We start from the raw sequence: 14467 nt of genomic DNA, 5'->3' as shown, positions 1-14467 counted from the left end.
GCGGGGGCCCTCCCGGCGGGAGGATCCGGCGACGGGGGGCCATGCTCCGGCCATCGCTTTTAACTTGCAGTAATCGTCGCCCTACCAATTCCCGTATTTGCCGGGGAATCACTGGCCCTGGAATCACCGAAACCAATAAGGGTGATTACCGGACCCGTATGCCCTATGGGCTCGCCGGGCTCCCCCAGGCCTCTTGTAGGCCTATCGGAAGCTCAGACCGCCGCCTTCTTGAGACGGCGCCGCTCACGCTCGGACAGGCCGCCCCAGATGCCGAAGCGCTCGTCATTGGCAAGGGCATATTCAAGGCATTCCGAGCGGACTTCGCAGGCGAGGCAGACCTTCTTCGCCTCGCGCGTGGATCCGCCCTTCTCGGGGAAGAAGGACTCGGGATCGGTCTGGGCGCACAGCGCGCGCTCTTGCCAGCCGAGCTCCTCGCCCGCCTCCTCGACCAGCAGTTGCTGAAACAGCTCGGTCATGTGCGCCCCTCGTCTGTCATTTACGTCCCCGCGTCGTCGCCTTCTTCAACTACGGCAGAACGACACGGGTGAAATTACAAGTGTGCCGATCCGGGCCAGTCAAGCCGAGATCTGCTATTGGGCCCCTTATTCACTCTGCGGAACCAAAGCCAAGCAGAAAGTGTCCAAAAGATTACAAGTCCGGACAGACCCCTCTGCGCCACTTCCATCGGGCCACGGCCGACTCGTTCCCCTCTGCAAGGAGAGGACGTCACGCGCGGCAATCCCGTTGCACCGTCCGGCCGAACGATGTTTGCGGCCCGGTCGGAGCGCCACCTGTCCATGGTCACACCCCCGCAAACCTTGGAGCACCCACAGTTACCGGATGAGGTGAAACATTGCCCCCAAATGGGACATGCGGTTGACACAACGTGTCCGGGCCCGTCACCGTGGTGGGCATGCCAGTGAACGCCGCCCTCAGCCTGACCCGTAGCTACGGGTCCCGCTGCGCTGTGCAGGCTCGCTGTCGCTGTTCCAGCTGTTGATGCCGTCGACGCCCCAGAGCTCCGGCTGACTCCCCGCGCCCCGCGCGGCCACCATCCCGGCCGTCCGCGGTGCGCCCACGCTGCACCGCGCCCTTGCGCCATCCCCAGCTCCGGGCGCCCCACGCTCCGCCCGTCACGCGCTCCCCTCACTCCCGCCGAGGAACCTCCGCACATGAACAGCGACGTCCAGATCGCCGGCGACCCGCTCGCCATCCCCCACCTCATGCCGCCCGCGCCCGCCCACCCGCGCACCGTCGCCGAGTTCGCCGGGCTCGCCCGCTCCGTCGCCGCCGACCGCGCCTCCTGGGCCCACCTCGTCCAGTACGACGCCACCAGCCGCTGGTACCACCGCCTCCGCGTCGGCCCCGGCTACGAGGTGTGGCTGCTGAGCTGGGTGCCCGGGCAGGGCAGCGGGGCCCACGACCACGGCCCCTCCTCCGGGGTGCTGACCGTCCTCCAGGGTGAGCTGACCGAGATCACCGGAAGCACCGGGACGCCCGGCGGCGCACGGCGGACGCTGCACGCCGGAGCGCAGCGCGTCTTCGCGCCCGGATACGCTCATGAGATCGTCAACGACTCCCTCGCGCCGGCGGTCAGCCTGCACATCTACTCGCCCGGGCTGACGGAGATGCCCATGCGGGCGGAGGTCACCTCCACGTCGGCGACCGCCGTCAGGAGTGTCGTACCCAGCTGACACACTGTCGCCTATGCCTACGCAGCGCATCGTCGTCCTGGCCGGTGGAATCGGGGGCGCCCGATTCCTCCGCGGCCTCAAGTCAGCAGTCCCCGGCGCCGACATCACCGTCATCGGCAACACCGGCGACGACATCCACCTCTTCGGCCTCAAGGTCTGTCCCGACCTCGACACCGTCATGTACACCCTCGGCGGTGGCATCCACGAGGAGCAGGGCTGGGGCCGGGCCGGCGAGACCTTCGCCGTCAAGGAAGAGCTCGCGGCGTACGGCGTCGGGCCCGAGTGGTTCGGGCTCGGCGACCGCGACTTCGCCACCCACATCGTCCGCACGCAGATGCTCGGCGCCGGATACCCGCTGAGCGCCGTGACCGAGGCTCTGTGCGAGCGGTGGCAGCCCGGGGTGCGGCTGCTTCCCATGAGCGACGACCGGGTCGAGACGCACGTTCTGATCGACGATCCCGACGCCGGGGCTCCCTCGCGCAAGGCCGTGCACTTCCAGGAGTACTGGGTGCGGCTGCGGGCCGGCGTGCCCGCGCACGCGATCATCCCCGTCGGCGCCGAGCAGGCCAAGCCCGCGCCCGGCGTCCTGGAGGCCATCGCCGCCGCCGACGTCATCCTCTTCCCGCCGTCCAACCCCGTCGTCAGCATCGGCACCGTGCTCGCCGTGCCCGGGATCCGCGAGGCCGTCGCCGACGCCTCCGCGCCCGTCGTCGGCCTCTCCCCCATCGTCGGTGACGCGCCCGTGCGCGGCATGGCCGACAAGGTGCTCGCCGCCGTCGGCGTGGAGTCCACCGCCGCGGCCGTCGCCGGGCACTACGGCCCCGGGCTGCTCGACGGCTGGCTGGTCGACACCGTCGACGCCGGCGCCGTCGAGAAGGTCGAGGCCTCCGGCATCCGCTGCCGGGCCGTGCCGCTGATGATGACGGACACCGAGGCCACGGCCGCCATGGCCGCGGAGGCGCTGGCGCTGGCCGAGGAGGTGCGGGCGTGAGCGCGGAGACGCGGGCCGGGGGCGGGGCCCCCGGGTACCGGGTCTGGGCCGTGCCCGGCATTCCCGAGGTGCAGGCCGGTGACGACCTCGTCAAGGTGCTCGCCGCGGCCGTCATGGGCGAGGGGCTGCCCGGGCTCGCCGACGGCGACGTCCTCCTCGTCACCTCGAAGATCGTCAGCAAGGCCGAGGGCCGGATCGTCCGGGCCGGCGACCGCGAGGCGGCCATAGACGCCGAGACCGTACGGGTCGTCGCGCGGCGCGGCACCCTGCGCATCGTCGAGAACCGGCAGGGTCTGGTGATGGCCGCTGCCGGCGTCGACGCGTCCAACACCGCTGCCGGGACGGTGCTGCTGCTGCCCGAGGACCCCGATGCGTCCGCCCGCGTGCTGCGGGAGGGGCTGCGGGAGGCGCTCGGTGTCGATGTGGGTGTGGTGGTGACCGATACGTCCGGGCGGCCCTGGCGCAGCGGGCTCACCGACATCGCCATCGGCGCGGCCGGGGTGCGGGTGCTGGACGACCTGCGGGGTGGTGTCGACGCGCACGGCAATCCGCTGAGTGCGACCGTCGTCGCCACGGCGGACGAGCTTGCCGCCGCCGGGGACCTCGTGAAGGGGAAGGTCTCCGGGCTGCCCGTTGCGGTGGTGCGCGGGTTGCCGCATGTGGTGGGTGAGGACGGCTCCGGTGCTCGTGCGTTCGTGCGGTCCGCCGCCGACGACATGTTCCGGCTCGGGACGTCCGAGGCCGTACGGGAAGCCGTGACCTTGCGGCGGACCGTGCGCGAGTTCACCGACGAGCCCGTTGACGGTGCCGCCGTGCGGCGGGCCGTCGCCGCTGCCATCACCGCGCCCGCCCCGCATCACACGACGCCCTGGCGGTTCGTCCTGCTGGAGTCCGCGGAGGCGCGGGTGCGGCTGCTCGACGCCATGCGGGAGGCGTGGATCGCGGACCTGCGGGGGGACGGGTTCAGCGAGGAGAGCATCGCCAAGCGGGTCCGGCGGGGGGACGTGCTGCGGAACGCTCCCTATCTGGTGGTGCCTTGCCTGGTGATGGACGGGTCCCACACGTACCGGGACGCGCGGCGGAACGCTTCTGAGCGGGAGATGTTCGTCGTTGCCGCCGGGGCCGCCGTGCAGAACTTCCTCGTGGCGCTGGCCGGGGAGCGGCTCGGGTCGGCCTGGATCTCTTCGACGATGTTCTGCCGCGATGTGGTGCGGGAGGTGTTGGCGCTGCCGGAGGGGTGGGATCCGATGGGGGCGGTGGCGGTGGGCCACGCGGCGGCTCCGCCGCGGGAACGGCCGGCTCGGGTCGCGTCCTCGTTCATCTCGGTGCGGTAGTTCTTTCGGGGCCGGGCGCCGGGGCCTCCGGGGCAGGGTCCCTGGACCGTATATTTACGGCGCCCTTCCCCTCTTGCGTGTTCTTGCCCCGCACTTGGCGCCACAAATACACGTCAGCGTCCAGGGATCCTGCCCCTGCGGCCCCGGCCCCCTCCCGCCGTCGTCAGCCCCGGTAGCCTCCCGCCCTCGTCAGAGGGCCCTGGTCGTTTACGACCCCATCTAGAGCGCCCTCATGTCGTTCACCGCGAAGCGTGGTGCCCTGCGTGGGGGTCTCACGCTGGTGAGGAGGATCAGGCGGCAGGCCCTGTGGCGTTGGCCCTCGTACGGGGTGAGGAGTTCCAGCATGGCCTCGTCGTCGGTGCCTCCGGCGCCCGTCAGGGCGTAGCCGATCACCTTGGGGAGGTGGAGGTCGCCCACGGTGACGGCGTCGGGGGAGCCGTTGCTGCGCTGGAGCGTTTCGGCCGCCGTCCACGGGCCGATGCCCGGGACCGCTTGCAGGCGTCTTGACGCTCGGGCGTCGTCCATGGCGGCCGCTTCCTCCAGGCGCGCCGCCGCCCGGGCCGCCCGGACGATCGTCGCTGCCCGTTTGCCGTCCACGCCCGCCTTGTGCCAGTCCCAGGACGGGATCATCGCCCAGGCCTGCGCACTGGGCATCACGCGCATGCGGGGTGCCGGGCCGGGGGCCGGTTCGCCGTGCTGGTGGAGGAGGAGGCGCCAGGCCCGGTACGCCTCGTCGGCCGTGACCTTCTGTTCCAGGACCGAGGGGATCAGCGATTCCAGGACCAGGCCCGTACGGGTCAGCCTGAGGCCCTGGTGGCGGCGGTGCGCCTCGTGGACGAGGCGGTGGCGGGGCGTGAAGGCGTCCGGGTCGTCGGCGGCGCCCAGGAGGGCCGGGAGCGTCTCCAGGAGCCACTCCGCGCCGGGGCCCCACGCCTCCGCGTGGACGCGGCCCCGCTCGCTGGTCAGGTGGAGCGTGCCGGGGCCCTGCGGAGTGCGGCTGGCCCGCCACACGGAGCCGTCCGGATCCACGCGGTAGGCGGGGTCGCCCGGACCGCGCGCGAGGACGCCCAAGGTGCGCCCCATGTCGTACGGGGCGGGTGGGGTCCATGTGCGGGTCGCCATCAGGCCAGGGTACGTCCGGCGACCCGCCCGGTCGGGGCTGCTTCGTCCCTTACTGGTCCGACGAGAACCGGATCGTGCCCGCCGGGATCCGCGCCTCGCACCAGATCCGGGCTCCCGCCCGCAGCTCGTTGTCCGCGCCGACGTGCGCCCGGTCGCCGATCACCGCGCCGTCCAGCACCGTGCGCGCCCCGATGCGCGCGCCCGCGCCCACCAGCGAGTCGCGGATCTGCGCGCCCGCCTCGACGACCGCGCCGTCGAGGACCGTCGAGCCGTCCACGCGGGCGCCCGGCTCCACGCGCGCGCCCGCGCCGACGACCGTGCCGCCCGTCAGCTTGGCGTCCGGCGCGACGTCGGCCGTGTCCAGGACCAGGCGGTCGCCGCAGCGGCCGGGGACCGCCGGGGACGGGGCCCGGCCCAGGACCAGGTCGGCCGAGCCGCGGACGAAGGCCTGCGGCGTGCCGAGGTCCAGCCAGTACGTCGAGTCGACCATGCCCTGCAAGTGCGCGCCCGCCGCCAGCAGGCCCGGGAACGTCTCGCGCTCGACCGAGACCGGGCGGTCCGCCGGGATGCTGTCGATCACCGAGCGGTTGAAGACGTACGCGCCCGCGTTGATCTGGTCGGTGACGATCTCCTCGGGCGTCTGGGGCTTCTCCAGGAACGCCGTCACCCTGCCCGTCGCGTCGGTGGGGACCAGGCCGAACGCCCGGGGGTCCTCGACCCGCGTGAGGTGCAGGGAGACGTCCGCGTTCGCGGTGCGGTGCGTGTGCACCAGGGCCTCGATGTCCAGGCCCGTGAGGATGTCGCCGTTGAAGATCAGGACGGGGTCGTCCGGCCCGGAGTGCAGCCGGGAGGCGACGTTGCGGATGGCGCCGCCGGTGCCGAGCGGCTCCTCCTCGGTGACGTACTCGAGGTGGAGGCCGAGGGCGGAGCCGTCGCCGAAGTACGGCTCGAAGACCTCCGCCAGGTAGGACGTGGCGAGCACGATGTGCTCCACGCCCGCCGCGCGGGCCCGCGCCAGCTGGTGCGTCAGGAAGGGCACGCCCGCCGCCGGCACCATCGGTTTGGGCGTGTTCATCGTGAGCGGGCGCAGCCGGGTTCCCTTGCCACCGACCAGGAGGATCGCTTCTGGCGAAGAAGACGTCTTAGTCAAGGATTCGTCTCTGCTTCCTGCTGGGGCCGGGCCGTGATCGGCGGCCAGTGTATGCAGACCGGAGGGTTCCGCCGCGCCCGGTCAGCGCCCCTGGAGGCGGGCCGCGACGGAGCGGGCGCCGCCGAGCCTGCCGTAGAGGCGGTCGCCGGGGCACTCCGTGGAGAAGCCGTCGCGGTGCCCGGAAATCGCCTTGAGCCGGACTTTGGTGCCCTTCTTGTACAGATTCCCGCCTCCGGAGACCAGGCTCGCCGTGCCGGCCGGGTTGGCGCCGAACAGCCCGAGCTTCCATGCGGTGAGGTCCGCCACCGCGTCGACCGCCGCGGTGGACGGGTTGGTGGTTCCGTACGTTCCGAGAACGGCGATGCCCATGCTGTTGCTGTTGAAACCGAGGGTGTGCGCGCCCTTGACGGGCCTGGCCACGCCTCCGGAGCGGCCCTCGTAGATGGTGCCGCACTTGTCGATGAGGAAGTTGTAGCCGAGGTCCCGCCAGCCGCTGCTCACAACGTGGTAGCGGTAAATACCACGAATGACGGATGCGGACTGCGAGCAGGAGTAGCGGTTTCCGGAGGCCGTGTGGTGGACGAAGGCCGCGCGGACGGCTCCGGTGTAGACGAAGCCGGATTCGCGCAGCGATTCGTCGGCGCCCCAGCCGGCGCGGGTGACCATGCGGGGGCGCGGGCCGACGTAACGGCCGCCCTCGGAGGAGCCGGGGCGGTCGGGGGTGTCCGTGTCGTAGTCGTCGAGCGGATAGCCGCCCTCCTCGTCGTCGGTCTCCATCTCGCCCGGGCCGGGGGTCTGCTGGTCGCCCGGGCCGGTGTACTCGACGTCGCCCTCGGAGGCCGGCTTGGCGAGGGCGGGGATCTCGGTGGAGCCGAGGGGGGCGAGCGGGACGTTGGCGGCCGAGGCGGCGAGCTCGTTCTCGCTGGGGACGGGCGGCGCCGCGGAGCGGGCGCGGTCCACGCCGGGGTCGACCAGTTCGAGGCGCATCCCGGCGGGCAGGGCGCCGCCGGGGGTGCGTCCGCTCGCGCCGTCAGGGCGCACGCGCACCTGGATGGCGTCGGAGGCGCCGACCCACAGGGGGGCGGTGGAGCCGCGCAGCCGCCCGGCGCGGGCCTCGCTGGAGTCGGTGTCGGGCCGGTCGTCGTCGTGGGTGACGACCTCCTGCCAGTCCGCCCAGTCCCTGCTGCCGACGGGGCGGGTGCGCACCTGGGCGTGGCCGCGCAGCTCGGCGCCGGCGTCGTCCCAGACGATGCCGACCAGCGAGAAGGGCTTGACCTCCAGCTGGGGCAGGCCCTGTTCCGTGGAGGTGGGCTCGGGGCCGGCCGTGCGCTTCTTGGCGTGGCCCTTGGCGTGGCCGCCGCCGTGGTGCGCGCCGCGGAGCGGGACGAGCGGCAGCGACTGGGTGCTGCCGGGCACGGAGCGCGCGGTGACGTCCGGGTCGTGGGTGGACGACGTGGCGGCCGAGGGGCCGGCGAGGAAGGGCAGGGTGAGGGCGGCGGCGCAGGCGGTCACGGTCGAGGAGACAAGGATTCCACGCATACCGAAAATCTTGGACATAAGCCTATAAATCTGTCCATTCGTCAAGTGGTGGCAGGGCTGCGCCGCGTGCGCGTACCCACCCCTTCGGCGTCGTCCTTCCGGCTGACCGGCCGCCGCGCCGCCGCGTACGCTGACGCGGATGAACGCCACCGATCGCACCCCCGCCGACCTGCTGCGATCCGCGCTCTCCGCGGATCCGGCCCGCCCGCTCGTGACCTTCTACGACGACGCCACCGGCGAGCGCGTGGAATTGTCCGTGGCCACCTTCGCCAATTGGGTGGCGAAGACCGCCAATCTGCTCCAGGGCGAGCTCGCCGCCGAGCCCGGCGACCGGCTCGCCCTGCTGCTGCCCGCCCACTGGCAGACGGCCGTCTGGCTGCTGGCCTGTTCCTCCGCCGGCGTGCTGGCCGACGTCGGCGGCGATCCGGCCGCCGCGGACCTCGTCGTCAGCGGGCCGGACACGCTGGAGGAGGCGCGTAAGTGCTCGGGCGAGCGCGTGGCGCTGGCCCTGCGCCCCCTGGGCGGCCGGTTCCCCCAGCCGCCCGCGGGCTTCGCCGACTACGCCGTCGAGGTGCCGAGCCAGGGCGACCGCTTCGCCCCGTACGCCCCCGTCGACCCGGACGCCCCCGCGCTCGCCGTCGGCGGGCTGGAGCTGACGGGCGCCGAGCTGGTGGAGCGGGCGCGCACGGACGCCCTCCAGCACGGGCTCGGCGCGGGCTCCCGGATGCTGTCCGGCCTGCCCTACGACACTTGGGACGGGCTGTCCGCCGGCCTGTTCGCACCGCTGGCCGCGGGCGGCTCGGTGGTGCTGTGCCGCCACCTCGACCGGCTCTCCGGCGGCGGCCTGGAGAAGCGCCGGGAGAGTGAGCGCGTCACCGTGACGGCCCCCTGACGGCCCTCCGGCGCTGCCGCGCCGCCGCACCCGGGCGATGATCGGCCGTACGGACCGCGAGACCCGTACGGCCACCGGCCTGCGAGCCGCGCGACCCGTACCGCCACGGGCGTACGGCCTTCCCCGGCCGTGCGGCCGACCGTACGGATTCCTCCGAGGAGGGACACAGCGCAGCCGTGACCCACAGCCCAGGAAGGCCCGGCCCCCCGGCTTCCCCGTCCTGCTCCGCCTTCTTCGAGGAGCCGGACGAGCGGCCGCCCGCGCCCCGGCGGCGCCGCCGCTGGCTACGCTGGCTGGCCCTGGGCACGGCGCTGGCGGTGCTGGCCGTGGTGGCGGTGGGCTGGTTCCTCTACGAGCGGCTGAACAGCAACATCACCACGGACACGGCGACGGCGGACGAGCTGCGGCGCTGGGAGAAGGAGCGCCCCGTCGCCCTGGTGAAGGGCGCCCAGAACATCCTGATCATCGGCTCCGACACGCGCAGCGGCGCGGGCAACGGCCAGTACGGCGGGGACAAGGGCACGCAGCGCTCGGACACCACGATCCTGCTGCACCTCGCCGCCGACCGGAAGAGCTCGACGGCCGTCAGCCTGCCGCGCGACCTGATGTCGATGATCCCGCGCTGCCGGCGGCCGGACGGCACGGAGACGAACGAGCGCTTCGCGCAGTTCAACTGGGCGTACGAGCAGGCGGGCGCGGCGTGCACGATCCGCACCGTCGAGAAGATCAGCGGCATCCGCATCGACCACCACCTGATCCTGGACTTCAACGGGTTCAAGCGGCTGGTGGACGCGGTCGACGGGGTCGAGCTGTGCCTGCGGCAGCCGGTCGACGACCAGGAGGCGCGGCTGAAGCTGCCCGCCGGCCGGCAGACCCTGCACGGCGAGCAGGCCCTGGGCTACGTACGGGCGCGCTACAGCCTCGGCGGCGGCAGCGACACCGAGCGGATGGGGCGGCAGCAGCAGTTCCTGGGTGCCCTGTTCAAGGAGATGAAGAGCGACGGGGTGCTGCTCAACCCCGCCCGGCTCTACCCGGTGCTGGACGCGGCCACCTCCTCGCTCACCACGGACTCCGGGCTCGACTCGCTGCGGAAGATGTACGACCTGGTGCGCACCGTGCGGACCGTCCCGAGCGACCGGGCGCAGTTCCTGACGGTGCCGCGCCGCCCGTACCCGTACAACCCCAACCGGGACGAACTGGTGCAGCCGGACGCCGACCAGCTCTTCAAGCAACTGCGCGAGGACCGGCCGGTGTCGGTGAACGGGAACGTCCGGGCGGCGGAGAACAAGCCGGGGGGCGGGCGGCCGGGGGCCGGCAAGCCCGGGGCCGAGGAGGGACCTGACGGTACGGAGGGTCCTGCGGGGCAGGGGAGCCAGGAGGGGCCCGGCAGCCCGCAGGGGCCCACGGGAAGCGGAAATACGGGGGGAACGGGAGGGTCGGCGTGGACGCCGGGTACTGGGGGGACGGCAGGTCCGGCAGCGCCGGGCGTTCCCCGCGCACCGCGCGGGACCGGTGGGCAGAACGGTACGGCCGTGCCCTCTGGTAGTAATTTCTCGGCAAATGCGAGCGCACCGGCCTCCTCCGCCGGTTCGCCCCGGCCGACCACTCCCCCCACGTACGAGGGGACCACGGCCGCACGCGGCATCTGTGGATGAATCGCTCAAACCGCACGAACGGATTTCCCGGTTCGCGCGAAGGGATTGAGCAGATTGCCCAGTTGTAGGGGAGTGGAATTTGTCACCGGCGTCGCTTGACGCTGAACTGGGCGGATAGTGTGAGCGATCCGGTGCGCACGGCCGGGCTGACCGCGCACTGCACAGACGACGTGACCGAGCGCCTCGGGGGGTAGGCGCCGCGTGGCACCGACGGAGGATTCAAGCGACCGTGGACGCGCAAGGCCGTGGGCGGGCGGGCGGTATCGACCCCGCCGACCAGTGGGTCTACGACCCCAAAACCGGCAGCTACGAGCTGCGTCTCGACCATGCCGACGGGGCGGGGCCGGCCCCGGGGCCGGGCTCTTCCCCTTCGGCGATCACCGAACCCGGCAGCTCCGCCAGTTCCTTCGCGCCGTCCTCGAAGGCATCTTCCGGCGCGGCCGCGCGCCCCAAGGCGGCGCCCGGCGGGCGCCGGGAGGTGCCGGGGCCCCGTGCCACCGGCCGCCGGGGCTCGCCCGCGGCCAAGCCGGGGGCCGCGGCGGGCGGCAAGGCAGGGACCAAGACCGGGAGCAGGGCAGCGGCCGCCAAAGCTGCCGCCGCGACGGGCAGGCGCAAGCCGAAGCCGAAGAAGTCCACGAAGAAGAAGGTCCTGCTGTGGACCGGCGGCACGCTCGCCTTCGTCCTCGTGGGCGGCTCGCTGGGCGCGTATCTGCTCTACGAGCACTTCAACAACAACCTCAACAAGGTTGACGTCGGCATCAACAACGGCGCCGTCACCAAGGGCCCCGTCAACATCCTGGTCATCGGCACCGACAAGCGTGACGGCGAGGGCAACGCGGGCTACGGCGACGAGGGCAGCGTCGGCCACGCCGACACCACCCTCCTCTTCCACGTCTCCGAGGACCGGTCGAACGCCACCGCGCTCTCCATCCCGCGCGACATGATCACCGACATCCCGGAGTGCACCACCAAGAAGGACGGGAAGACCAAGAGCATTCCCGGCTCGAAGGGCGTCCGCTTCAACGAGAGCCTGGGCCAGGAGGAGCGCGACCCCGGCTGCACCTGGCGGACCGTCGAGCAGCTCACGGGCCTGAAGGTCACTCACTTCATGATGGCCGACTTCAACGCCGTCAAGAAGATGTCGTCGGCGGTCGGCGGCGTCGAGGTGTGCCTGGCCAAGGACATCAACGACCCCAAGTCGCACCTCAAGCTCAGCAAGGGCCGGCACAAGATCGAGGGCGAGGACGCGCTCGCGTTCGTCCGCACCCGGCACAGCGTCGGCTTCGAGAGCGACCTGGACCGCATCAAGCTCCAGCAGCAGTTCCTGAGCTCGATGATCCGCGAGATGAAGTCCGACGACACCTTCACCAACCCCAAGAAGCTCTACAACCTGGGTGACGCGGCGACGAAGTCACTGACCGTCGACTCCGGCATAGGATCCGTCAGCGACCTGACCAGGCTGGCGAAGGACCTCAGCCGGGTCAACCTCAAGAACATCACCTTCGCGACCGTCCCCGTCGTCGACAACCCCGCCGAGGGCCCGCACCACAAGACGGTCGTCCTCGACAAGGCGAAGGCCGAGCCGCTGTTCGCGATGGTCCGTCAGGACGTCTCCCTCACCGAGGTGAAGGAGAAGGAGAAGAAGCAGCAGGAGCAGGCCGACGCCAAGCAGGCCGCCCTGCTCCAGGGCCCCCGCTCGGCGCCCGCGGCCGTCCGGGTCAAGGTGCTCAACGGCAGCGGCCGGATGGGCGCGGCCCAGGAGGCCGTCAGCTGGATGCAGAACAGCAAGGGCCTCGTCCGCAGCAGCAACGGCGGCAACGCCTCCGGCGGCAAGAAGGTCGACAAGACGGTTCTGGAGTTCGCCCCGGCCCAGGCCGACCAGGCGCGCCGCCTCGCCGACGTGATGGGCCTGTCCGCCGACGCCCTCAAGCAGAGCTCCGCCACCACGGCCCCGGCCGAGATGACCCTCACGCTGGGCTCGGACTTCAAGGCCGCGGGCACCCCGGTCCACGTCGAAGCGCCGGCAAAGGCGCCGGAGGACATCCAAAGGGTCGAAGCGGACGACAAGAACATCTGCGCCAAGTGAACCCAGGTACCGTCCAGATGCATCTCACTATCGGACGGCCGGTCTGTTGAACCGCGGGCCGGCCCTGCCGCGCGCGCCGGTCGGCGCGCGCCGATAGACGAGAGACGACACGCCTGCCCATCGGGCCGGACGCACCACTTAGGGGAGACCTGATGCGGCAGAACAGTGTGCGGGGGCCGCGAGCGCGCAAGAGCGTGCCGGGGGCACGCGAGAAGGACGGCACCGGCGCACCTGCCTCTGACGGGGCCGACCCGTCGGAGGAGGCGGGGAGAGAAGAGACCGAGGGCGCGAAGTCTGCGAAGGGCGGGAAGCCGGCCGAGGAGGCCGGCGGCGGCGCCAAGCCTCCGCTCGGGCGGCGGTCCCGCGCCGCCCGAATAGCCCGCTGGGCCGCGCTCTGCCTCGCGGTCCTCGTCCTCGGCACCTCCGCCGCGGGCTACCTCTACTACCAGCACCTCAACGGCAACCTGAAGAAGGACTCGCTCAACCTCGGCGACAAGCGGCTCGACCGCAGCGCCGCCAACGCCGCCGGCCAGCGCCCGCTGAACATCCTGCTCCTCGGCTCCGACAGCCGTAACACGCCGGAGAACGTCGCCCTCGGCGGCGCCCGCGAGGACGCCGACCGCAAGCCCCTCGCCGACGTGCAGATGCTCGTCCACGTCTCGGCCGACCGCAGCAACATGTCGGTCATCAGCGTCCCGCGCGACACCCGGGTCACGATCCCCAAGTGCACCGACCCCGCGGACGGGACGGTCTACAAGGAGACGAACCGGCAGATCATCAACACCAGCCTGATGAACGGCGGGCCCGGCTGCACCGTCGCCGCCTGGGAAGAGCTCACCGGCGTCCCCATCGACCACTTCATGATGATCGACTTCGCGGGCGTGGTGAACATGGCCGACGCCGTCGGCGGCGTCCCGGTCTGCGTGGACAACAACGTCTACGACAAGCTGTCCGGGCTGCGCCTGGAGAAGGGCACCCACAACGTCAAGGGCGAGCAGGCCCTGCAGTGGCTGCGCACGCGCCACGGCTTCGAGGACGGCAGCGACATCGGCCGCACCCACGCCCAGCACATGTACATGAACGCGATGGTCCGCCAGCTCAAGGCCGGCACCAAGCTCAGCGACCCGGACAAGCTCACCGACCTCGCCGAGGCCGCCACCAAGGCGCTCACCGTCGACAAGGACCTCGGCTCGGTCAAGAAGCTCTACGACCTCGCCGACGACATCAAGCGCGTGCCGTCCGGCCGGATCACCATGACCACCATGCCGTGGGTGTCCGACCCGTGGGACCCGGACGCGCACGTCATCCCCAAGCCGGGCGACGCGGAGCAGCTGTTCTCGCTCGTCCGCCGGGACATCGCGCTCGACGGCAAGGACCCGAAGAAGAACGACAAGGGCGCCGGGCCCTCCGCGCCGGCCTCCCCCAAGGGCTCCATCGCGGTGACGGTCTTCAACGGCACCGGCACCGCCACCCAGCCCGTGGTCACCGGCCGGGGCGCCGACATCGCCGCGGCGCTCGTCCAGCAGGGCTTCACCAAGGCCACCTCGGACTCGACGCCGCGCGCCCAGGCCGACACGACGCTCAGCTACGCGAAGACGTCCCAGCGCGCCGACGCCGAGGCGCTGGCCAAGGCCCTCGGGCTGCCGGAGCGGGCGGTGCGGATGTCCACGGCGGTCGACGGGCTGACGCTGGTGATCGGCGGGGACTGGCGCAAGGGGACCACGTACCCGAAGGCCGAGGACGCCGCCGCCCCGGACGGCAAGGGTGCGAAGGACGGCAAGGACGGCAAGGGCTCGAAGCCCGGGAAGCCCAGCGGCGACAAGGCCCAGGGCGAGGACGGCCCCCAGGACGACAAGCCGAAGAAGGAAGCCGACGACAAGGCCCCCGAGAGCTCGGACCCGCTCAACGGCAACGACACCTCCGCGTGCATGAAGGTGAACTCGCTGAATCGTTTCTGAGGCGAATCGTTTCTGAGCACGCGTGAAGGGCCGGACGGAATCGTCC

12 protein-coding genes are annotated in these 14467 nt (G+C 71.9%); 7 read left to right on the top strand and 5 right to left on the bottom strand.

Features of this window, described 5'->3' with window-relative positions; translation table 11 throughout:
* Window positions 1–212: 212 nt before the first annotated feature.
* Window positions 213–476, bottom strand: a complete 264-nt coding sequence (locus D7231_RS32525) for a WhiB family transcriptional regulator (RefSeq protein ID WP_120759581.1) — start codon at window positions 474–476, stop codon at window positions 213–215.
* A gap of 456 nt (window positions 477–932) precedes the next feature.
* Complete coding sequence (locus D7231_RS36665; protein ID WP_158673863.1) at window positions 933–1079, bottom strand: hypothetical protein; 147 nt, start codon at window positions 1077–1079, stop codon at window positions 933–935.
* A 93-nt stretch (window positions 1080–1172) separates the two neighbouring features.
* On the opposite strand from D7231_RS36665, the gene D7231_RS32515 reads away from it, so the two are divergent.
* From D7231_RS32515 to D7231_RS32505, 3 genes are read left to right on the top strand one after another with little or no spacing between them, the layout of a single operon-like run.
* Complete coding sequence (locus D7231_RS32515; RefSeq protein ID WP_120759576.1) at window positions 1173–1694, top strand: cysteine dioxygenase; 522 nt, start codon at window positions 1173–1175, stop codon at window positions 1692–1694.
* A gap of 13 nt (window positions 1695–1707) precedes the next feature.
* Window positions 1708–2685, top strand: coding sequence for a 2-phospho-L-lactate transferase (cofD, locus tag D7231_RS32510; RefSeq protein ID WP_120759574.1), 978 nt, complete (start codon window positions 1708–1710; stop codon window positions 2683–2685).
* Window positions 2682–4019, top strand: a complete 1338-nt coding sequence (locus D7231_RS32505; protein ID WP_120759572.1) for a coenzyme F420-0:L-glutamate ligase — start codon at window positions 2682–2684, stop codon at window positions 4017–4019. The genes cofD and D7231_RS32505 overlap by 4 nt, the downstream gene beginning before the upstream one ends.
* 219 nt (window positions 4020–4238) lie before the next feature.
* On the opposite strand, the gene D7231_RS32500 is transcribed toward D7231_RS32505, so the two are convergent.
* From D7231_RS32500 to D7231_RS32490, 3 genes are all read right to left on the bottom strand, one after another.
* Window positions 4239–5141: a DNA-3-methyladenine glycosylase family protein gene (locus D7231_RS32500; protein WP_120759570.1), complete on the bottom strand. Its 903-nt coding sequence runs from the start codon at window positions 5139–5141 to the stop codon at window positions 4239–4241.
* 49 nt (window positions 5142–5190) lie between these two features.
* A complete protein-coding gene (manB, locus tag D7231_RS32495) occupies window positions 5191–6291 on the bottom strand; it encodes a mannose-1-phosphate guanylyltransferase (RefSeq protein ID WP_120759568.1) in 1101 nt (366 codons plus the stop codon).
* An 81-nt stretch (window positions 6292–6372) separates the two neighbouring features.
* Window positions 6373–7830, bottom strand: coding sequence for a peptidoglycan recognition protein family protein (locus D7231_RS32490; RefSeq protein WP_242000040.1), 1458 nt, complete (start codon window positions 7828–7830; stop codon window positions 6373–6375).
* Between the two features lie 139 nt (window positions 7831–7969).
* On the opposite strand from D7231_RS32490, the gene D7231_RS32485 reads away from it, so the two are divergent.
* The 4 genes from D7231_RS32485 to D7231_RS32470 all read left to right on the top strand — a co-directional run bounded on the left by D7231_RS32485 (window position 7970) and on the right by D7231_RS32470 (window position 14421).
* Window positions 7970–8722, top strand: coding sequence for a TIGR03089 family protein (locus tag D7231_RS32485; RefSeq protein ID WP_120759564.1), 753 nt, complete (start codon window positions 7970–7972; stop codon window positions 8720–8722).
* A 176-nt stretch (window positions 8723–8898) separates the two neighbouring features.
* The gene (locus tag D7231_RS32480; RefSeq protein ID WP_120759562.1) at window positions 8899–10377 is read left to right on the top strand and encodes an LCP family protein; all 1479 of its coding nucleotides are present in this window, start codon (window positions 8899–8901) and stop codon (window positions 10375–10377) included.
* Between the two features lie 229 nt (window positions 10378–10606).
* Window positions 10607–12463 (top strand): LCP family protein, encoded by a 1857-nt coding sequence (locus tag D7231_RS32475; RefSeq protein WP_120759560.1) that lies wholly within the window; start codon window positions 10607–10609, stop codon window positions 12461–12463.
* Window positions 12464–12615: 152 nt separating this feature from the next.
* The gene (locus D7231_RS32470; protein ID WP_120759558.1) at window positions 12616–14421 is read left to right on the top strand and encodes an LCP family protein; all 1806 of its coding nucleotides are present in this window, start codon (window positions 12616–12618) and stop codon (window positions 14419–14421) included.
* Window positions 14422–14467: the final 46 nt, after the last annotated feature.

Origin of the sequence: Streptomyces klenkii, assembly GCF_003626645.1 — a bacterium.
Taxonomy (GTDB): domain Bacteria; phylum Actinomycetota; class Actinomycetes; order Streptomycetales; family Streptomycetaceae; genus Streptomyces; species Streptomyces klenkii.
The sequence above is the reverse complement of the archived record's forward strand: the minus strand, read 5'-3'. Positions and strand labels throughout refer to the sequence as shown.

Excerpts from the sequence above, each read along its gene's own strand:
- D7231_RS32515 (WP_120759576.1), top strand. The coding sequence starts at position 1,173 with ATGAACAGCGACGTCCAGATCGCCGGCGACCCGCTCGCCATCCCCCAC.
- D7231_RS32525 (WP_120759581.1), bottom strand. The coding sequence starts at position 476 with ATGACCGAGCTGTTTCAGCAACTGCTGGTCGAGGAGGCGGGCGAGGAG.
- D7231_RS32490 (WP_242000040.1), bottom strand. The coding sequence starts at position 7,830 with ATGCGTGGAATCCTTGTCTCCTCGACCGTGACCGCCTGCGCCGCCGCC.
- D7231_RS32470 (WP_120759558.1), top strand. The coding sequence starts at position 12,616 with ATGCGGCAGAACAGTGTGCGGGGGCCGCGAGCGCGCAAGAGCGTGCCG.
- D7231_RS32485 (WP_120759564.1), top strand. The coding sequence starts at position 7,970 with ATGAACGCCACCGATCGCACCCCCGCCGACCTGCTGCGATCCGCGCTC.
- cofD (WP_120759574.1), top strand. The coding sequence starts at position 1,708 with ATGCCTACGCAGCGCATCGTCGTCCTGGCCGGTGGAATCGGGGGCGCC.
- D7231_RS32500 (WP_120759570.1), bottom strand. The coding sequence starts at position 5,141 with ATGGCGACCCGCACATGGACCCCACCCGCCCCGTACGACATGGGGCGC.